The organism is Sinorhizobium sp. M4_45 (assembly GCF_002885915.1).
GTDB classification, from domain to species: Bacteria; Pseudomonadota; Alphaproteobacteria; order Rhizobiales; family Rhizobiaceae; genus Sinorhizobium; species Sinorhizobium meliloti_A.
Genome location: NZ_NWVE01000001.1, coordinates 222,233 through 239,857 on the forward strand (window position 1 = coordinate 222,233; position 17,625 = coordinate 239,857).

The 17,625-nt window shown below is 64.4% G+C and carries 17 protein-coding genes; 6 read left to right on the plus strand and 11 right to left on the minus strand.

Annotated features, from left to right (window positions below; all coding sequences use genetic code 11):
• Window positions 1-52: 52 nt before the first annotated feature.
• From CN933_RS01080 to CN933_RS01095, 4 genes are read right to left on the minus strand one after another with little or no spacing between them, the layout of a single operon-like run.
• Window positions 53-2,122 (minus strand): membrane protein, encoded by a 2,070-nt coding sequence (locus tag CN933_RS01080; RefSeq protein WP_018095664.1) that lies wholly within the window; start codon window positions 2,120-2,122, stop codon window positions 53-55.
• Window positions 2,123-2,132: 10 nt separating this feature from the next.
• A complete protein-coding gene (locus CN933_RS01085; RefSeq protein WP_018095663.1) occupies window positions 2,133-4,946 on the minus strand; it encodes a DUF4159 domain-containing protein in 2,814 nt (937 codons plus the stop codon).
• On the minus strand, window positions 4,943-5,863 hold the full coding sequence (locus tag CN933_RS01090; protein WP_018095662.1) for a DUF58 domain-containing protein: 921 nt from the start codon (window positions 5,861-5,863) through the stop codon (window positions 4,943-4,945). Before CN933_RS01090 ends, CN933_RS01085 begins: the two co-directional genes overlap by 4 nt.
• 3 nt (window positions 5,864-5,866) lie before the next feature.
• On the minus strand, window positions 5,867-6,880 hold the full coding sequence (locus CN933_RS01095) for an AAA family ATPase (RefSeq protein WP_018095661.1): 1,014 nt from the start codon (window positions 6,878-6,880) through the stop codon (window positions 5,867-5,869).
• A gap of 357 nt (window positions 6,881-7,237) precedes the next feature.
• On the opposite strand from CN933_RS01095, the gene CN933_RS01100 reads away from it, so the two are divergent.
• The 3 genes from CN933_RS01100 to CN933_RS01110 are packed head-to-tail and all read left to right on the plus strand — an operon-like array spanning window position 7,238 to window position 9,746.
• Window positions 7,238-7,861 carry a DUF1285 domain-containing protein gene (locus tag CN933_RS01100; RefSeq protein ID WP_026168666.1) on the plus strand — a complete coding sequence of 208 codons (624 nt, stop codon included), beginning with the start codon at window positions 7,238-7,240 and terminating at the stop codon, window positions 7,859-7,861.
• Window positions 7,858-8,490, plus strand: a complete 633-nt coding sequence (locus CN933_RS01105; RefSeq protein ID WP_018095659.1) for a CoA pyrophosphatase — start codon at window positions 7,858-7,860, stop codon at window positions 8,488-8,490. Before CN933_RS01100 ends, CN933_RS01105 begins: the two co-directional genes overlap by 4 nt.
• Entirely contained in the window at window positions 8,487-9,746 is a 1,260-nt protein-coding gene (locus CN933_RS01110) for a CCA tRNA nucleotidyltransferase (RefSeq protein WP_018095658.1), read from the plus strand. Before CN933_RS01105 ends, CN933_RS01110 begins: the two co-directional genes overlap by 4 nt.
• Before the next feature lie 18 nt (window positions 9,747-9,764).
• On the opposite strand, the gene CN933_RS01115 is transcribed toward CN933_RS01110, so the two are convergent.
• On the minus strand, window positions 9,765-9,950 hold the full coding sequence (locus CN933_RS01115) for a DUF1059 domain-containing protein (RefSeq protein WP_003534500.1): 186 nt from the start codon (window positions 9,948-9,950) through the stop codon (window positions 9,765-9,767).
• 173 nt (window positions 9,951-10,123) lie between these two features.
• Here CN933_RS01115 and CN933_RS01120 point away from each other — a divergent pair, with 173 nt between their 5' ends.
• Window positions 10,124-10,666 carry an adenine phosphoribosyltransferase gene (locus tag CN933_RS01120; protein ID WP_018095657.1) on the plus strand — a complete coding sequence of 181 codons (543 nt, stop codon included), beginning with the start codon at window positions 10,124-10,126 and terminating at the stop codon, window positions 10,664-10,666.
• A 45-nt stretch (window positions 10,667-10,711) separates the two neighbouring features.
• Here the strand turns inward: CN933_RS01120 and CN933_RS01125 are convergent, their stop codons facing one another.
• Both CN933_RS01125 and CN933_RS01130 read right to left on the minus strand, forming a co-directional pair.
• Window positions 10,712-11,182, minus strand: coding sequence for a MaoC family dehydratase (locus CN933_RS01125; RefSeq protein ID WP_018095656.1), 471 nt, complete (start codon window positions 11,180-11,182; stop codon window positions 10,712-10,714).
• On the minus strand, window positions 11,179-11,634 hold the full coding sequence (locus tag CN933_RS01130) for a MaoC family dehydratase (protein WP_018095655.1): 456 nt from the start codon (window positions 11,632-11,634) through the stop codon (window positions 11,179-11,181). The genes CN933_RS01125 and CN933_RS01130 overlap by 4 nt, the downstream gene beginning before the upstream one ends.
• Window positions 11,635-11,799: 165 nt before the next feature.
• On the opposite strand from CN933_RS01130, the gene CN933_RS01135 reads away from it, so the two are divergent.
• The gene (locus CN933_RS01135) at window positions 11,800-12,906 is read left to right on the plus strand and encodes a hypothetical protein (RefSeq protein ID WP_026168665.1); all 1,107 of its coding nucleotides are present in this window, start codon (window positions 11,800-11,802) and stop codon (window positions 12,904-12,906) included.
• Window positions 12,907-12,930: 24 nt separating this feature from the next.
• Here CN933_RS01135 and ychF read toward each other — a convergent pair whose 3' ends face one another.
• Window positions 12,931-14,034 carry a redox-regulated ATPase YchF gene (gene ychF / locus CN933_RS01140; protein ID WP_018095654.1) on the minus strand — a complete coding sequence of 368 codons (1,104 nt, stop codon included), beginning with the start codon at window positions 14,032-14,034 and terminating at the stop codon, window positions 12,931-12,933.
• 229 nt (window positions 14,035-14,263) lie between these two features.
• Here ychF and clpS point away from each other — a divergent pair, with 229 nt between their 5' ends.
• Entirely contained in the window at window positions 14,264-14,569 is a 306-nt protein-coding gene (clpS, locus tag CN933_RS01145) for an ATP-dependent Clp protease adapter ClpS (protein WP_018095653.1), read from the plus strand.
• Between the two features lie 131 nt (window positions 14,570-14,700).
• Here clpS and pth read toward each other — a convergent pair whose 3' ends face one another.
• From pth to CN933_RS01160, 3 genes are all read right to left on the minus strand, one after another.
• Window positions 14,701-15,420, minus strand: coding sequence for an aminoacyl-tRNA hydrolase (gene pth / locus CN933_RS01150; RefSeq protein ID WP_018095652.1), 720 nt, complete (start codon window positions 15,418-15,420; stop codon window positions 14,701-14,703).
• Between the two features lie 244 nt (window positions 15,421-15,664).
• Window positions 15,665-16,282 carry a 50S ribosomal protein L25/general stress protein Ctc gene (locus CN933_RS01155; protein WP_018095651.1) on the minus strand — a complete coding sequence of 206 codons (618 nt, stop codon included), beginning with the start codon at window positions 16,280-16,282 and terminating at the stop codon, window positions 15,665-15,667.
• 153 nt (window positions 16,283-16,435) lie between these two features.
• Window positions 16,436-17,617: a benzoate/H(+) symporter BenE family transporter gene (locus tag CN933_RS01160; RefSeq protein WP_018095650.1), complete on the minus strand. Its 1,182-nt coding sequence runs from the start codon at window positions 17,615-17,617 to the stop codon at window positions 16,436-16,438.
• Between the last annotated feature and the right edge of the window lie 8 nt (window positions 17,618-17,625).

Genomic DNA, 17,625 nt, shown 5'->3' on the forward strand with positions numbered 1-17,625 from the left:
GCTATTCGTCGTCCTCGGCCCGAGAATGGCGAAGCCGTGGCCTCGCCGGCGTTCACCGACCCTCGCGATACCAGGTAGCGGAGATGAGGAAGAGCAGTGCCGCCAGGCCGAAGAGCCCCGCGAAAAGTGAAAGGGAATCAATGCCCTTCAGCACCGTCTCGTCGGTCATGCGCAGCGACAGGCGCTGATCGTCCGCCACGCGGACGGCGCCGCGAACCGGGAGGATAGAGGGGAGGTCGACGGGTCCGTCGGCGCTCGCCAGACGGCGGACCAGGCCCTTCGTCTTCTCCGCCCAGGGTTTGATCTTCTCCTCCGTGGAAATCGCCGCCTTGAATTCGGGCGCATCGACGTTGCCGACATGGACGAGCGTCGTCAATTCGTCGTTGGCAACTTCGAAGAGGCCGATTTCATTCGTCTCGACCTCAGCCTTGTAGAGCCCCGGCTCGCCTTCCGTGAGCGTGACTTCCTGGGTCCGGCCGGAAGGATAGGTGAGGGTCGCCTGGCCGGGATCTCCTTCGATCGTCTGGCGCGTGATCTCGAGCGTCCGGCCCATCGCGCGGGCGGTGAGCGCCTCCTCTTCGAGCGCCGGCTCCTGCATCAGCCAATGCGCCGTGCGGCGATAGAGCGAGACATGCGGCCCACCCCCTTCGAAGCCGCGCGCCCACAGCCAACCCTGGTCGGAGAGCAGCATGGCGACACGCCCCTTGCCGACGCGGTTGAGGACCAGCAGCGGCTTGCCGTCAGCAGCTTCCATTACCGTCTGCCCGAGCGGCCTGTCCACGTCGACGGTACGGAACCAGCGGCCCCAGGCCGGCGGTTCGTCCGCTGCCCCTTCGAGCCCGCGGGTGACCGGGTGCTTCTTTCCTTCCTCCGAGAGCCGGGGGAAGAACGCCTTCTCGTTCATGACGCCGGTCGGCATTGCCGGCAGCACCGCCGCAAGCGGGGTCGCGGCGATCGAATCGTCGCCGGCGTGCTCCGGCCCGGCGGCGATCAGCAGCGCTCCACCGTTCTGCACGTACTGGGCGATGTTGTCGTAATAGAGGATCGGCAGCACGCCACGATGCTGGTAGCGATCGAAAATGATGAGGTCGAACTCGCTGATCTTGTCGACGAAAAGCTCCCGCGTCGGGAAGGCGATGAGCGAGAGTTCGTTGATCGGCGTGCCGTCTTGCTTCTCCGGCGGCCGGAGAATGGTGAAATGGACGAGGTCGACCGCGGCATCGGATTTCAAGAGGTTGCGCCAGGCGCGCTCGCCCGCATGCGGCTCTCCCGAAACGAGGAGCACGCGAAGATTTTCGCGGATGCCGTCGAGCACATGCACGGCGCGGTTGTTCGTCTCCGTCACCTCGCCGGCAACCGGATTGACGGCGAATTCCAGGATGTTGTTGCCGCCGCGCGGAACGGTGAAGCTGAACGGAACGTCTGTGCCGGGCTCCGCCTGCTCCGTGGCGATCTCGTTGCCGTTCAGGCGGATCGTCACCTCGGCGCTGCCGCCGGGAGCCGCGCCGTCATCCACGACCCGAAAGGTCATTCTCTGCTGTTCGCCGACGATGCCGAAGCGGGGGGCGCTGACGATTTCGATGCGCCGGTCGAACTCGTCCGGCTTGCCGCTGATCAGGGCGTGGACGGGTGCATCGAAGCCGAGCTTCTGGTTGACGTCCGGCACGTCGTGGATCTGGCCGTCGGTAATGAAGATGGCGCCGCCGACACGGGCGGGCGGCACGTCTGCGAGCGCCGTTGTCAGGGCGCCGAAGAGCCTGGTCGAGGGTGCCTCGGTTTCCTCGCCGTCGGCGGCTTCGACAATGCGCGCCTCGATCTGGGGGAAGCGGGAAAGGCGTTCCTTGAGCCCCTCGAGCGCCTGGTCGGTCTGCGCGCGGCGGTCACCGTTCTCCTGGCTCTGGCTGCGGTCGACAACGACGGCGACGATGGTGGAGAGGGGTTCGCGCTCCTCCTGGAAGAGGACGGGATTTGCAAGCGCGAGGCAGAATGCAGCCAGCGCCGCCGCCCTGATCCAGGCTCCCCGAACGCCGCGCCAGATACCGAGTGCCGCCAGAACAACTGCGACAAGCGCCAGTGCCCCGAGATACGGCCAGGCGAGAAGCGGCGAGAAATCGATTGTCATCGCCGGGTCCTCATTGTCCGAGCCGCTCGAGCAGGGCGGGCACGTGCACCTGGTCGGCCTTGTAGTTGCCGGTCAGCATGTACATCATGATGTTGACACCGGAGCGAAAGGCGTATTCGCGCTGCATTTCGTCCGGCGGCACGGTCGGTAGCAGTGCGACTCCGTTCGAATCCACGGCCCATGCACCGGCAAAGTCGTTGCCGGTGATGATGATCGGCGTCACCCCGTCGCCCGGTCGCGCCGGCCGGTTGCTCGGTTCCTCGCGACTATCGAGCTGGGATTCGATCCACAGCGGACTGCCGGTATAGCGGCCGGGAAAATTCGTCAGCAGATAGAAGGCCTTGGTCAGGACATGGTCGGCCGGAACCGGCTCCAGCGGCGGTATGTCGAGATTGCCGAGGATCGCCTGGAGACGTTCGGTGTTCGCGCTGGTTCCGTTCGATGAAGAGCCGAGCGAGGAAAACTGATCACGCGTGTCGAACAGGACCGTGCCGCCCGCTCGCATATAGGCATCGATTCGGCTGACGGCTTGCGGGCTCGGCATGGGCGCGCTGGCGGAAATCGGCCAGTAGATGATGGGGTAGAGGCTCAATTCGTCCTTGGAGATGTCAAGGCCGACGGGCGCGCCGGGCTCGAGCGTGGTGCGATAGGTGAGGAAGTCGGTGAGGCCTCTCAGCCCGTCTTCGGAAAGGCGGTCCACCTCTTCCTCGCCGGTGACCACATAGGCGAGATGCGTGGTGTCCAGCCGCTCGAGGATGCGCTGGTCGTCCGGGCGCGTGTCGTCGGCAAAGGCCTCCGGCGGAGCGAGGAAGACGGTTCCGGCGAGGACTATGATGATTGCCGAAGCGGCCCTTGCCATCCGTGCGCGTGAAAATACGCCACCCATGAAGAGCACGATCAGAGCGTCCGCGAGCAGCAGCAGGAGGGCGAGCGTCATCAGCGCCGGCTTCAGCGACCAGCTTTCCGTACCGGCCAGCCGCTCGGAGGTATGAGGGCCGGCGGCGGTCATGTCGATCCGCTTGAGCTCGGCGTCGCGCGGCAAGAGGTTGAGCGCCGTGAAGCCGTCCTCGGAGCCGTAGAGCCCCGGAGGATTGTCGGCTGTCGCGACCGGTGCCTTGCCGGGCACGATGTCGAGGGGACGGGCATTGCCCGTCTCAGCGACGAGCACGCCATCGGCGTTCAGAAGCCGGTAGGGCGGCAAGGTCTGCGCCTTCACGGCCTTGCCGTCGCTGGCGATACCGCCGCCGCGCGAGAGCTGGACACTGCGGCGAAGCATTTCAACGAAATGGCCCGAGATCGGCAGGTTCGACCATGTGGCCTCGGCGCTGACGTGAAAGAGCACGATGCGGCCCGCCCCGCGTGTCGCAGTCGTGACCAGCGGTGTGCCGTCGGCGAGGTTTGCCCATGTGCGCTCCGCCAGATCGGCTGTCGGTTCGGCCAGAACCTGACGCTTGACGAGAATGTCGGTGGGGCGGGCCATGCCGGCGAAGGGACTGTTGCCGGGATAATCGGCGAGCGGCTGCGGTTCGGACCAGGAGAGCGCGCCGCCGAGCGCCCGTTCGCCCTGGCGAAGCGTGACCGGGACGAGCGGATCGTCGGCAGGTGCGGCGGCCAGGCGGGGGCCGGCGAAGCGGATCAGCGTGCCGCCGTTGTCGATCCATTTCGCAAGCAGAGGATAGGTCTCTTCCGGCAGCCGGCCGATGTCGGCCATGATCAGAACCGAGGGGCGCTGCTCGAGAAGCTCCGGAATTGCAACGGCAAGATCGTTCTGGCGGGGCTCGACGAGATCGGCATAGGGGGCGAGCGCCCGATTGATATAGTAGAGCGGCGAGAGCAGCGGCTGCGACAGGTCACGTGCCTCGCCGCTCAGTAGAGCCACGCGACGGCGGCGAAAGCCGTCGTCGAGGAGATGCTGGGCGCCGGCGGTCGCGGCTCCTTCGATGCCGATGCGGGCGAAGTCGTTGCGCAGTTCGAACGGGGCCTCGATCATCCCCTTGGCGGTTGCTGCGCCGGGTGCGAAATCGATCGCCCCGCCGGCGATCGCCCGGCCGCGGGTATCGAACGCAACGATGGGCAGGGAACGGCCGTCGTCGGTCTTCAGCCGGCTCGCCGTCACCGACATGCCGCCGGACTCGTTGCTCGTCGTAGTGAGTGCCACGGCCTCGCTGCCGTCCGCTTCGATCACCTTGAGACCGGCCGCGCCGATCCCGGCCAGCGCCTCCATCGTCTTGCCGTCGCCCCCTTCAATGCCGTCGGTGATGAAGGCGACCGTTCCGGGAGGAGCGTCTTCAAAGGCCGCCTGCAAGGCCGCGATTGCGGAACCACGGTCGGCAGGCAGCGGCTCGGGTCTGGCCGCCGCCAGCCGGTTGCGCGCAGTACTCGCCGATCCTGGCGTGGCGTCGTGCTGGCGCTCTCCGGTGAAGACGATCGAAATCGCGACATCCTTCGCCTCGGCGTCGTCGATCAGCGCCGAGGCGGCTTCGACACGCCGCTCCCAGTCGGGCGCCGTTGCCCAACTGTTGTCGATCAGCAGCGCCAGCGGCCCGGAGGTCGCGAGCGTATTGCTGCGCGGGTTGAAGACGGGGTCGGCGATCGCGAAGATGACAGCCGCGGCCATCAGCATCCTGAGAAGGGTCAGCCACCAGGGGCTTTTCGAGGGTGTCTCCTCGCGCTTCATCACCGAAGCCAGGATGCGCAGCGGCGGAAAGATTTCGGCCGCAGGTCTTGGGGGCGTCATGCGCAGCAGCCACCAGATCACCGGCAGTGCCACGAGTGCTGCCAGAATGGCGGGGTTGGCAAAAATGAAGGAGAGGCCGCCGATCATGCAAGCCCCCCATGGGCCGCTCGGCCCGGCATGCCTGAAAGATGCATATGCACCGTGACCAGAGCTTCCGACGCCGCCCGATCCGTTCTGTGCGGAATGAAGGTCCAGCCGAGATGGCGCAGGCTCGTGCCGAGGCTGTCGCGGCGGGCGCGATAGGCACGCTGGTAGTCTTCGCGCAGGATCTCGGCACGTCCCGCGGTCAGCTTCTCGCCGGTTTCAGGATCGGTGAACTCGGTTCTGCCGGCATAGGGGAAGACTTCCTCCGCCGGATCGGCGATCTCCACGACATGGCCGCGCAGACCCCGGCGGGCGAGCGGTCCAAGTCGTTCCATCACCCTGTCGGCGGGGTCGAGAAAATCGCCGATCAGAACGAGGTCGCTGGCGCCGCGGATCATTGCGGTATCGGGCAGGCCCTCCGCAAGCGGACTATGCATGATTGCCGTTGCCAGCCGCTCGGCAGCGTTGCGTGCCGAAACCGGCTCCATCACGCCCGGGCAGCCGATCCGCTCGCCGGAACGGGCGAGAATTTCGGCGAGCGCCAGCATCAGCACCAGAGCGCGGCTCTCCTTCGAAACGGCGCCGAGCGTCGATTTGTACATCATCGAGGGCGAGAGATCGGCCCAGAGCCAGATCGTGTGCGCTGCCTCCCATTCGCGGTCGCGGACATAGGTGTGGTCGTCCTTGGCGGAACGGCGCCAGTCGATACGCGAGAAGCTTTCCCCGTCGCTGTAGGGGCGGAACTGCCAGAAGTTCTCGCCGATACCGCGCTTGCGCCGGCCGTGCCAACCGGTGATGACCGTGTTTGCGATCCTGCGGGCCTCGACAAGACAGTCGGGCACCAGCATCGCGCGCTGCTGCGCGCGCGACAGGACCTCACCGGAAGGGGTACGCGCGACAATGTGCCCGATCGAGGCCATGCGTCAGCCCTTGGCCCGCTTCACCAGGCCGGCGATGACGTCGCGCACCGACATGCCCTCGGCGCGGGCGGCGAAGGTCAGCGCCATGCGGTGCTGGAGAACCGGCTCGGCGAGCGCAAGGACGTCGTCGATCGAAGGGGCAAGCCGCCCGTCGTAGAGCGCGCGGGCGCGGGCGCAGAGCATGAGCGCCTGTCCGGCGCGCGGACCCGGCCCCCAGGCAACGTTCTTGTCGGTGTCGGCATTGCCGTTGCCGGGGCGTGCGGAACGAACGAGCGCCAGGATGGCGTCGACCACCTTCTCGCCGACAGGCATCTGACGGATCAGCCCCTGGATCTGCTGCAGGCGGCCTGCGTCGATCACGGGCCGCGCCTCGGTTTCTGCGAGTCCGGTCGTCTCGAGCAGGATCTGTCGTTCGGCGGCAAGCTCGGGGTAGCCGACATCGACCTGCATCAGGAAGCGGTCGAGCTGGGCTTCGGGAAGCGGATAGGTGCCTTCCTGCTCCAGCGGGTTCTGGGTTGCGAGCACGTGGAACGGCTGTGGCAGGTCCTTGCGGTCGCCCGCGATGGTGATGTGATACTCCTGCATCGCCTGCAGCAGGGCCGACTGCGTGCGCGGCGAGGCGCGGTTGATCTCGTCGGCCATCAGGAGCTGCGTGAAGATCGGGCCGGGAATGAAGCGGAAGGAGCGATGGCCTGCCGCGTCCTGGTCCATGACCTCCGAACCCAGGATATCGGAGGGCATGAGGTCGGGCGTGAACTGAATGCGGCTGTTGTCGAGCCCGAGAACGATGCCGAGCGTGGCGACGAGCTTGGTCTTGGCAAGTCCCGGAACGCCGACAAGCAGCGCGTGCCCGCCGGAAAGTACCGCGAGCAGCGTTTGCTCGACGACGCTCTCCTGACCGAAAATGACCTTGCCGATCTCGGCGCGGACCAGCGCGACCTCTCCGAGCGCCGCCTCGGCTGCGGCGACGATCGCCTTTTCGTCGGCCAGTTCGGTCGCGCCTTTCATTACACTCATTGCAAGTCTCCCGGTCGTCCGCTTCTGGATCGATCGCCGATGCCGGCTGTCCAGTTCCTGTTTTTCAATTTAGACCCCGCGGGGCGGCTGACAAGCCGCCGCCGTCGCACTATCTCGTGAGCTTGACACCAAAGCCTGAAGCATTGCGTTCCAGGCGCGAATGCGGACATATGCGCCGAAGCGAGCTTGTGGTGCATACCCGACGCTACAGCGCCGCGTCTTATCAGACGCGCAAGGCTTGCTGTAGCACTTTTAACTGCTGCATGCGTTTGTCCCCGATCGGTCACGAACAAGGACATGCAGCAGGCAACGGCGTCATGCTTCGGATGCAAGATCGAGACCAAACGGGACGGAACAATGGCAGAAGCCAAGATTCAACAAATGGGCGATGCGGCCGGCCTGGCGGCGCTGATCGCACGCGCTGCCGGGCAGACGGGCGGCGAGGCGAGAGGGTTGCCGCCGGTCGACCGCTGGAATCCGCCGTTCTGCGGCGACATCGACATGGAAATCCGCGGCGATGGAACCTGGTTCTACATGGGCACGCCGATCGGCCGGCAGCCGCTGGTGAGGCTGTTCTCGACCGTGCTTCGCAAGGACGAGGACGGCAAGACCTATCTCGTCACGCCTGTGGAAAAGGTCGGCATCCGGGTCGCCGACGCGCCGTTCATCGCCGTGGAGATGAGCGTGACCGAGAAGGACGGCGAGAATGTGCTGACCTTCCGCACCAATGTCGGCGACGTGGTCGAGGCGGGCCCGGAGCATCCCTTGCGCTTCGTTATCCACGGCGACAATCGCGAACTCAAACCCTATCTACATGTGCGCGGGCGGCTGAAAGCGCTCGTCTCGCGACCGGTGATGTACGACATCGTCGAGCTCGGCGAGACCATCGCGGTGGAAGGGGTGGAGATGTTCTGCGTCAGATCGGCCGGAGCGATCTTCCCGATCATGCCCGCGGCCGAGCTGGAAGCTTTGTGCCGATGAACGGTCACCCATACTCCGCCGACGAATTCCGTCGCCGCGCGCTGCAGCAGGCGGGGGGGCCGATCGAGACTGCCTGGCGCGATCACGGCGATTTCCTGCTGAACCCGGGCATCGTATCCTATCTCGAGTCCCTGCATCTGAAGGACGCCGCAGTCCTCGTCCCGGTCGTCGACGACGGCGAAGACGCCAACGTCATCTTCACCCAGCGCACCTCGAATTTGCGCAAGCATTCCGGCCAGGTCGCCTTTCCGGGCGGTGCGGTGGATCCGGAAGACCACTCCATCGAAGTCGCCGCACTGCGCGAGGCTGAGGAGGAGATCGGGCTCGATCCGCGTTTCGTCGAGACGGTCGCGCGGCTGCCGCATTACATGGCCATGTCCGGCTTCCGCATCACGCCGGTGCTTGCGGTGGTTCAGCCCGGCTTCGTGCTAGAGCCGAATCCGGAGGAAGTGGAGAGCGTGTTCGAGGTGCCGTTGTCGTTCCTGATGAATCCCCGAAATCATGGACGGGGAAGCAGTCACTGGCAGGGCGCTGAACGCCATTTCTATCGCATGCCCTACGGCGAAAGGAACATCTGGGGGATCACCGCGGGGATCGTCCGCATGCTCTATGAAAGGCTCTATGCATGACTTCCATTGTCGCCGAGCGCTGGTTTCAGGCTCCTCATCTTCGCCGTATCTTCGACCTGTTGAACGCCGATGGCGGCGAGGTTCGGGTCGTCGGAGGCGCGATCCGCAACAGCCTCATGGGTTTGCCGGCCGGCGACGTCGACCTGGCAACCACCTGGCGTCCCGAGGAGGTGACCGAGCGGGCGGGGCGCGCCGGCATCAAGGCGGTGCCGACGGGAATCGACCATGGCACCGTGACGCTCGTCATAGAAGGTGTTCCCTATGAGATAACGACCCTGCGCCGAGACGTCGCGACCGATGGGCGTCGCGCCGAAGTGGCCTTCGGGACCGACTGGAAAGCGGATGCGGAACGCCGCGACTTCACCATCAACGCCCTCTACGCCGGTGCGGACGGCGAGATCATCGACCATGTCGGGGGCCTCGGGGACATCGAGACGCGGACGGTGCGCTTCATCGGCAGCGCGGCCGAACGCGTGGCCGAAGATTACCTCCGTATTCTTCGCTTCTTCCGCTTCTTCGCCCATTACGGCAGCGGCCGTCCGGACGCCGAAGGCCTGCGGGCCTGCGCCCAGGCCCGCGCGAAGCTCGCCACGCTTTCCGCCGAACGCGTGTGGACGGAGACGAAGAAGCTGCTTTCGGCCGACGACCCCGGCCGTGCGCTCCTGTGGATGCGGCAGGCAGGTGTGCTGAGCGAGATCCTGCCCGAGACCGAAAAATGGGGCATCGACGCTATCCCCGCGCTGATCGCTGCGGAGAAGAGTTTTTCCTGGCAGGCGGACCCGCTCCTGAGGCTTGCGGCGATGGTCCCGCCCGACGCCGACCGGCTCGAAGCCATGGCCAAACGTCTGCGGCTGTCCAAGGCGGAGAGCGCCTACCTCGGCCGGTTCGCCGAAGCGCCGGAAATCGCCGCTACTCTTGCGGATGCTGCGCTCGACCGCAGGCTCTATCGCCATGGCGCAGAAGGCATTGTCGTCCGGCTGAGGCTTGCGCTTGCCTCGGCACGCCGCAAGGCCGAAACCGATCCGGCATTCCTTGCCGACAGCGCGTCCTTTCACCGCCTCCTTGCACGGGCGGAAAAATGGCAGCGGCCTGTCTTCCCGTTGAACGGTGCCGATGTCCTCAAACTGGGGGTTCCCGCCGGTCCCAAGGTGGGGGAAGTGTTGGCAGAGCTTGAAGCCTTCTGGGTCGAGCGCAACTTCAAGGTCGAGCGGGCGACCCTCGTCGCCCGGCTCGAGTCGATGGTGCGGTCGGGCTGAGACCGGTTCGGGCCGCGGTCAGGCGACCTTGGTTTCGTCGACGATGCGGGCCTTGATGTTGTCGACCATGTTTTCGCGGATGATCGTCTCGCCATGGGTCTCGCGCATATGCTCGACGACCCGGCGCACGATTTCCGCATCATTGTCAGCGCGGGTGTGCCAAGCGCAACCCGGGACGAGCGAACCGCATTCGAATAGGCGCATGGTGTTCCTCCTTCCTACAATCGGCAAGCCTCCCCTTGAAAAGCCTAGCATCAACCCGCGCTCTCGCCAAATTGTTCCGGCTCGGACCCCGAGCGAAGAAAATCCTGTAAACGGGCGCTTTGTTGGTGCTATGCCTGTGGCAATCGAGGATCCAGCAAAGGCCGCATTCACACATGACCGCTGTTCAATTGGAACTGATTTCCGCCATTCGAAGCATTCCGGACTATCCGAAGCCCGGCGTCATGTTCCGTGACATCACGACCCTGCTCGGCAATCCGCGGGCCTTCCGCCGGGCGATAGACGAGCTCGTCCATCCCTATGCCGGTACCAAGGTCGACAAGATCGCCGGCATCGAGGCGCGGGGCTTTATCCTTGGCGGGGCGATTGCGCACCAGCTTTCGGCCGGCTTCATACCCATTCGCAAGAAGGGAAAGTTGCCGCACGACACGGTGCGGATCGCCTACAGTCTGGAATACGGCGTGGACGAGATGGAAATGCACAGGGACGCGGTCGCTCCCGGGGACAAGGTGATCCTCGTCGATGACCTGATCGCCACCGGCGGCACCGCCGAGGGCGCCGCCAAGCTCCTGAAGCAGATGGGTGCGGACATCGTCGCAGCCTGCTTCATCATCGATCTGCCTGAGCTCGGCGGGCGCAAGAAGCTCGAAGCGCTCGGCGTCAATGTGCGCACGCTCATCGAATTCGAGGGGCATTGAGCCCACAGGCTTCTAGGCCAGGATCGAACAGCTGGCCCCGGCCATTCAAGCGAATTCGATGACCTTGCTCTCGAAGCGGATGACCGGCTCGCCGTGCTGGTTCTCGCCCTCGCAGAGGATCGTGTTGATCCGCCAGCCGGGTCGCGAGGCGACGATCCGGGCCTCCAGTAACGTGACCGCATAGGTGATCGTGTCGCCGGCATAGACCGGCTTCAGCCACCTGAGTTCCTTGAACCCGGGCGAGGGGCCGAGCGTCGGCGCATGCAGTCCCTCGGCTGCAAGGCGGCGGATCTCCTCTTTCCAGAACCGCAGGAAGCACTGCATCCAGCCGGCGCTGGTATGCCATCCGGAGGCGCAAAGACCGCCGAAAAGCGACTGTCTCGCCTGCTGCTCGTCGACGTGGAAGGGCTGCGGGTCGAAATCGCGGGCGAAGCGGATGATGTCCTCCGCGGTGAATGTCAGGCTGCCGGTGATGACCTTGCGCCCGGCCTGGTAGAGCTCCTCCAGCGTCATCATGCGCGCGCCTCCCCATTGCGGCGCCTAAACATGACGGAGCATTCCGAAACCGCCACGGCTTCACCGCTCTGGTTCTCGATCTCGTTGCGAAATTTGACGAAGCCGATTGCCGGCTTGGTTTTCGACGGGCGCGCCTCCAGGACAAGGCTGAAGCCTGAAAGGATATCTCCGGCAAGGACCGGCTTCTTCCACTCCATGAAGTCGACCCCCGGTGACCCTTGCGAGGACGAATCGCCGAGAAAGGCCTCGATCATCATCCGCATGCCGACCGCGCTCGTGTGCCAACCGGAAGCGGCGAGGCCGCCGAGAATGCTGCTCTTGCCGACCTCTTCATCCAGATGCATGGGCTGCGGATCGAATTCGCTGGCGAAGGCGATCATGTCGTTGGCCTGCATCAGGACCGGGCTGTAGTCGAAACGCCGGCCCTGAGTGAAATCCTCGAAATAAAGCATGCCTCATTCTCTCCTTACGGCGACGCGCGTTCCAAGAGAACGCACAAAGGGCCGACCTTACGTGGCTTCGGTCCGGCTGATTTTCCAGGTTGCGCATGTCGATTGTTCATGCGATCACCTTACCGAAAGTTGCGCGTTGCAGCTTTTTCCCGCAAGGATCCGCCCGTGACAGATTTGAACAAGGCCCTGGCGGCAGCCGCCGAAAAGGGACTCATATCAGCCGATCGTGTCAATGATCTTGATGCTTTTCTTTCGGCGCGGGGGGTGAGTGCAGGCCTCGCAATGGCCGCAGCAAGCCGCCCTGACGAGACACGCCACGATGCGCAAGCGGCAGAAGAGAGCGAGCAGCCGCGCTTCCTGCGCGGATTCCACGACATTCTTATCACGATCGGCGTGGTGGTCGTGCTTGTGGGGCTCTGGGGCATCGGCGGCACGATCGCCGTGCTGCCGCTAATCATCTTTCTGGCGGAAATACTCGTGCGCCGGCAGAGGCTGGCCTTGCCCGCGGTTGCGCTGACCCTGGCGCTCGTTCATTGGGTCGGGCAGGGAATGTACAACGTCATGGCGGCCGGACAGCCTGCGTGGACGGACGAGACCTATTTGATGTTGGCCTATGTCTGCGCTTTTCCAGTCCCTCTGGGGCTGTTTTACTGGCGCTACAGAATTCCCCTGTCTTTCGCCCTGTTCCTGCTGTCGATAGCAGCCGTGGCGGTCGCCTTCGTTTTCCTCGCTCTGGACAAAGCCTTCGGGGTCGACTTCGTTCTGGAACAGTATCCCCATCTGGTCGCAGCGATTCTTCTCGTGGCGGCGCTGGCGATTTTTGCGCTTGCCATGCGCTACGACATCTCGGACCCGCATCGTCTGACCCTGCGCTCCGACATAGCCTTCTGGCTGCATCTCGCCGCAGCACCGGCCTTACTCCATGCGATGCTCGGTTTCATCGTCTTATCCAGTCAGGGCGACGTTTGGTGGACAGGAGAGGGGGGCCTGGGTCAGTCAGCCGCCGTTATTTTCCTCGTGGCGCTTTTCATGACGATCGGTCTGGTGATCGATCGCCGCGCATTCGTGACGTCGGGCCTTTTGTCGCTGGGCGCAGCCATTTGGACGATCCTCCAGAAAAGCGGCGCCTCGCTCGATACCTACGTCTTCATCGCCTTCGCGGTGGTTGGGCTGACGGTACTCGTGATCGGCATTTTCTGGCAGCCGCTGCGCCGCGCAGCGATGAGCCTGCTGCCCGTCGCGATCACCGCGCGGCTGCATGCCGTGCGGTGATCCTGGCTCGCAACGGTTCCGCGCTTACGTATTGAACCGGAAATGGATGACGTCGCCGTCCTGGACGACGTATTCCTTGCCTTCGTCGCGAGCCTTGCCGGCCTCCTTCGCGCCGTTTTCGCCGCCATAGGCGATATAGTCGTCATAGGCGATCGTGTTGGCGCGGATGAAGCCGCGCTCGAAATCCGAATGGATGACGCCGGCGGCCTGCGGGGCCTTGGTGCCGCGAGGGATCGTCCAGGCGCGGGTCTCCTTCGGTCCAACCGTGAAATAGGTGATGAGATCGAGGAGCTTGTAGCCGGCGCGGATCAGACGGTCGAGGCCGGCTTCCTCGAGATCGAGCGCCGCGAGGAATTCCTTCGCTTCCTCTTCCGGAAGCTGCGCGACTTCAGACTCGATCGCCGCCGAAATGACGACCGTTTCGGCGCCCTGTTCCCTGGCCATCTTCTCGACGGCGCGGGTGTGCTCGTTGCCGGTCGCCGCGTCGCTTTCGGCGACGTTGCAGACGTAGAGAACCGGGTGCGAGGTGAGCAGGTTGAGGCTCTGGAGAATGCGAAGCTCGTCGGCGTCGAGCTTGGAAAGCAGGGTGCGCACGGGCTTGCCTTCCTGCAGCAGCTTCAACGAAGCTTCCATGATCGGAAGCTGCGCCATCGACTCCTTGTCCTTGCCGGTCGCACGCTTGCGCGTCTGTTCGGCACGCCGCTCGAGGCTGTCGAGATCGGCGAGCATCAGCTCGGTCTCGATGGTGTCGGCGTCTTCGACCGGATGGATGCGGCCTTCGACATGGGTGATGTCGTCGTCCTCGAAACAGCGCAGCACGTGGACGACGGCATCCACCTCGCGGATGTTGGCGAGGAACTGGTTGCCGAGGCCCTCGCCCTTGGACGCACCGCGCACCAGCCCGGCGATGTCGACGAAGGAGATGCGGGTCGGGATGATTTCCTTCGACTTGGCGATGTCGGCGAGTTTGCGCATGCGCGGGTCGGGCACGGCGACTTCGCCGGTGTTCGGCTCGATCGTGCAGAAAGGATAGTTCGCCGCCTGCGCCGCCGCCGTCTTGGTCAGCGCGTTGAAGAGTGTGGACTTGCCGACATTCGGCAGCCCGACGATACCGCATTTGAAGCCCATGGCTATAATCCGTCGTTCCTGATTTCTTGAGCGTGGCTATGGGATAAAGGAGAGAGGCGGTCAAGCTTTTCGCGCCGGTCCGCTTGCTCCGGCAGCCGGGTTTCACTTGAATGCCGGGGGACGGAGCGCGATATTGGCGGTAGCGGAGTGAGGAAAAAGGTGGGCGGTTTGCCACCTTCGCCCGCTTGATCGCCAACGCTTTTCTCATGTCATCGACGGCGGATTACCCATGAGCGACAATGATGTAGCCGCAAAGCGCCTGACCAAGCCCAAGCTCGACAGACCGAAGCTCTACAAGGTGCTGCTGGTCAATGACGACTACACGCCGCGCGAATTCGTGGTCATGGTGCTGAAGGCGGTTTTCCGGATGAGCGAGGAGGCAGGCTACCGGGTGATGATGACGGCCCACAAGATGGGCACTTCGGTCGTGGTGGTGTGTGCAAAGGACGTTGCGGAGACCAAAGCCAAGGAAGCGACCGACCTCGGCAAGGAGGCGGGCTTTCCGCTGCTGTTCACCGCAGAGCCCGAGGAGTGAGGCGGCGGCCTGCCCGGTTGGAGCGGGATGCGGGCGAAACCGCGCACACTTTTCCTCATTCCTGTGCTTGTCACAGGAATCCAGCCAGGCCAAGTCCTTGGACTGGAAAGACTCCTCCGCGCGGCAAGGCCTTAATCCCCCTTCGGCCCGAACATCTTCTTGAGCATGTCGGCCATCGGCCCCGTCGCCGGCAGCTTCTTCGGCTGGGCCGTGACGCGCGCCTGATGGATATGGGATTGCCCCGCCTGCTTCTTCGCAGCGACGGGTTTTTCCGCCTCCGGCTTGCCGCCGGTTGCCAGGGCGATCTTGTTCATGAGCTGCGAATCCTCGCCCTTTACCAGCATGTCGGCATTGTTGGCGATCGCTTCGAGCAGCGGTGACAGCCAGGTCTGGTCGGCCTTGGCGAAATCGCCGAGCACATGTGCGTGGACCAGATCCTTGACTCCGGGATGGCCGATGCCGAGGCGCAGGCGGCGGTATTCCTTGCCGCAATGGGCATCGATCGACTTGATGCCGTTGTGCCCGCCGTGGCCGCCGCCGGTCTTGATCCGGGCCTTGCCGGCGGGAAGGTCCAATTCGTCATAAATGACGACGATGTCCTTCGGCGCGAGCTTGTAGAAGCGCATCGCTTCGCCGAGCGCTTCGCCGGAGAGATTCATGAAGGTCTGCGGCTTCATCAGCAGGACGCGTTCGCCGTCGATCTCGCCTTCGGAGATCTCCGACTTGAATTTCCTCGACCAGGCGGAAAAGCCCTGGCGCCGCTGAATGGCGTCGACGGCCATGAAGCCGATATTGTGGCGGTTGCCGGCATATTTCGGGCCGGGATTGCCAAGTCCCGCGATGATCAGCATGCGGCCAAACTCCTGCATTCGCCCTGTGGCGATATATTTGAGTGGCAATCGCCACGCCCAGTTCCCTCAGCCCAAAATCACCGTCATCACCCAAAGTCAACGGCTATTTCCGATACCACTTTATCCGGTTCGCGCGCGGGAGGCAGCATTTGACGGGCAAAAGAAAACCCGCCCCACGAAAATGGGACGGGTTCTTTCATTCGGGGCGATCCGGCGTGGACAGGGCGTCCGCCGGAAACAGAGATCAAGCCTCTTCTTCGCCGCCTTCAGCTTCTTCTTCAGTCGGTTCGACTTCCTGCGTGCGGCCGGCGATCGTGGCAACCGTGAAGTCGCGGTCGGTGATGACCGGGGTCGCGCCTGCGGGAAGCGCGACGTTCGAAATGTGAACGGTGTCGCCGATCTTGAGGCCGGTGAGGTCGACCGTCAGGAATTCCGGGATGTTGTCGGCGGACACGTTGAGTTCGACCTCGTGACGGACGATGTTCAGCGCGCCGCCCTGCTTCAGGCCCGGCGACTTCTCTTCGTTCTCGAAGCGAACCGGAACCTGTACGGATACCTGGCTGCCCTTGGTGACGCGCAGGAAATCGACGTGCATGGTGAAGTCACGCACCGGATCGAGCTGATAGTCCTTCGGCAGGACGCGGATCTTTTCGCCGTTGACGTTGATCGTCGCAACGGTGGTCATGAAACCGCCGCCGTGGATCTTCATCGTCACTTCCTTGGTGGAGAGTGCGATGGCAAGCGGGGCCTGCTTGTCACCGTAGATGACAGCCGGGATAAGACCGTTGCGGCGAAGTTCACGGGAGGACCCCTTACCAACCCGTTCGCGCGTCTCGGCCTTGAGCTCGTAAGTTTCGCTCATAGGTAGACCTTTCTATGTTGTTTGGAGAGTTCGTCCGTCAAGAATGCGGAAAAACCTGAAGCCGCCATGCGGCTTCATCCGCGTTGCCTCCAAGGGTGTCTGCGCGGACGCGGGGTCCATAACCGAGAACCGGCGCAAATGCAAGGCGCGGCTTCAGGCCCTCTTTTTGGCTAGACGCGCGAGCGCCAGCATGAGGCCGCCCGCGACAAGCCCCCAAAAGGCCCCCGACACGCCGGCGAAACCGACGCCCGAGGCGGTGACGAGAAACGTGATGGCGGCTGCTTCGCGGGTCTCGGCATTCGTGAAGGCGGCAACTGCGGAACCCGAGAAGGCGCCGATCAGCGCAAGGCCGGCAACGGCCTCGATGAGGACCGATGGGGCAAGGCTGACGAAGGTCGTGACGGCTCCGGCCAGGAGGCCGAAGACGACGTAGGCGATACCGGCATTGATTGCCGACCAGTAGCGGCGGGCGCGGTCGGGATGAGAATCGGAGCCGGCGCACATCGCCGCGGTGATCGCCGCGAGATTGACCGCATGTCCGCCGAAAGGGGCACTCAGCAGCGTGAAAAGCCCGGTCGTGGCGAAGAGGGGACCCGGATCGGGGTGGTAGTCATTCACCTTCAGGACCGCGATGCCGGGGATGTTCTGCGATGCCATCGTAACGATGAAAAGCGGCAGAGCGATGCTGACCAGGGCGGAGGTGCTGAGGGAAGGCGGAACGAACTCGAGCTTCGGAACGAGCGCGGCGGAGAGCCCAGCCACGGCGCCCTCCGGCATCTCGATCCCGAAGGCGACGACGAGAACGAAGGCGACGAGCGCGGCGGGAACGGCATAGAGCCTGCTGAAGCTGCCGACGACGGCCCAGGCAAGAACGATAGGCAGGCCCAAGAGCGGGTTGAAGGCGATCGCCTTGACCGGAGCGAAGCAAAGGCTCAGGAGTACGCCGGCGAGCATCGCGTTTGCCAATGCCGCGGGGATGGCGGACACCATCCGGCCGAGGGGCTTCCACAGGCCGGCGACGATGATCAGCACTCCGCAGACGAGGAAGGCGCCGACGGCAGCGCTGAAGCCGCCTTCCACTGCGCCGGAACTCGCGAGCAGGGCCGCGCCCGGTGTCGACCAGGCGACGCTGACGGGAAGTCTCGTGACGGCGCTGATGACGATAGCGCAGATGCCCATCGAGACCGACAGCGCCATCAGTCCGGAGGCTGCCTGCGTCTCGTTCGCACCGACGCCGGCGAGCCCGTGCAGGACCACGGCGAAGGAGCTGGCAAAGCCCACGAATGCAATCAGCACGCCCATGAAGAGGCTTTGGACGGAGAAATCTCGGAGCATGGCGGACA

What these genes read in the sequence shown, in the direction of transcription:
- CN933_RS01080 (WP_018095664.1), bottom strand. Translation starts at nt 2,122, where the DNA reads ATGACAATCGATTTCTCGCCGCTTCTCGCCTGGCCGTATCTCGGGGCA.
- CN933_RS01085 (WP_018095663.1), bottom strand. Translation starts at nt 4,946, where the DNA reads ATGATCGGCGGCCTCTCCTTCATTTTTGCCAACCCCGCCATTCTGGCA.
- CN933_RS01090 (WP_018095662.1), bottom strand. Translation starts at nt 5,863, where the DNA reads ATGGCCTCGATCGGGCACATTGTCGCGCGTACCCCTTCCGGTGAGGTC.
- CN933_RS01095 (WP_018095661.1), bottom strand. Translation starts at nt 6,880, where the DNA reads ATGAGTGTAATGAAAGGCGCGACCGAACTGGCCGACGAAAAGGCGATC.
- CN933_RS01100 (WP_026168666.1), top strand. Translation starts at nt 7,238, where the DNA reads ATGGCAGAAGCCAAGATTCAACAAATGGGCGATGCGGCCGGCCTGGCG.
- CN933_RS01105 (WP_018095659.1), top strand. Translation starts at nt 7,858, where the DNA reads ATGAACGGTCACCCATACTCCGCCGACGAATTCCGTCGCCGCGCGCTG.
- CN933_RS01110 (WP_018095658.1), top strand. Translation starts at nt 8,487, where the DNA reads ATGACTTCCATTGTCGCCGAGCGCTGGTTTCAGGCTCCTCATCTTCGC.
- CN933_RS01115 (WP_003534500.1), bottom strand. Translation starts at nt 9,950, where the DNA reads ATGCGCCTATTCGAATGCGGTTCGCTCGTCCCGGGTTGCGCTTGGCAC.
- CN933_RS01120 (WP_018095657.1), top strand. Translation starts at nt 10,124, where the DNA reads ATGACCGCTGTTCAATTGGAACTGATTTCCGCCATTCGAAGCATTCCG.
- CN933_RS01125 (WP_018095656.1), bottom strand. Translation starts at nt 11,182, where the DNA reads ATGATGACGCTGGAGGAGCTCTACCAGGCCGGGCGCAAGGTCATCACC.
- CN933_RS01130 (WP_018095655.1), bottom strand. Translation starts at nt 11,634, where the DNA reads ATGCTTTATTTCGAGGATTTCACTCAGGGCCGGCGTTTCGACTACAGC.
- ychF (WP_018095654.1), bottom strand. Translation starts at nt 14,034, where the DNA reads ATGGGCTTCAAATGCGGTATCGTCGGGCTGCCGAATGTCGGCAAGTCC.
- clpS (WP_018095653.1), top strand. Translation starts at nt 14,264, where the DNA reads ATGAGCGACAATGATGTAGCCGCAAAGCGCCTGACCAAGCCCAAGCTC.
- pth (WP_018095652.1), bottom strand. Translation starts at nt 15,420, where the DNA reads ATGCTGATCATCGCGGGACTTGGCAATCCCGGCCCGAAATATGCCGGC.
- CN933_RS01155 (WP_018095651.1), bottom strand. Translation starts at nt 16,282, where the DNA reads ATGAGCGAAACTTACGAGCTCAAGGCCGAGACGCGCGAACGGGTTGGT.
- CN933_RS01160 (WP_018095650.1), bottom strand. Translation starts at nt 17,617, where the DNA reads ATGCTCCGAGATTTCTCCGTCCAAAGCCTCTTCATGGGCGTGCTGATT.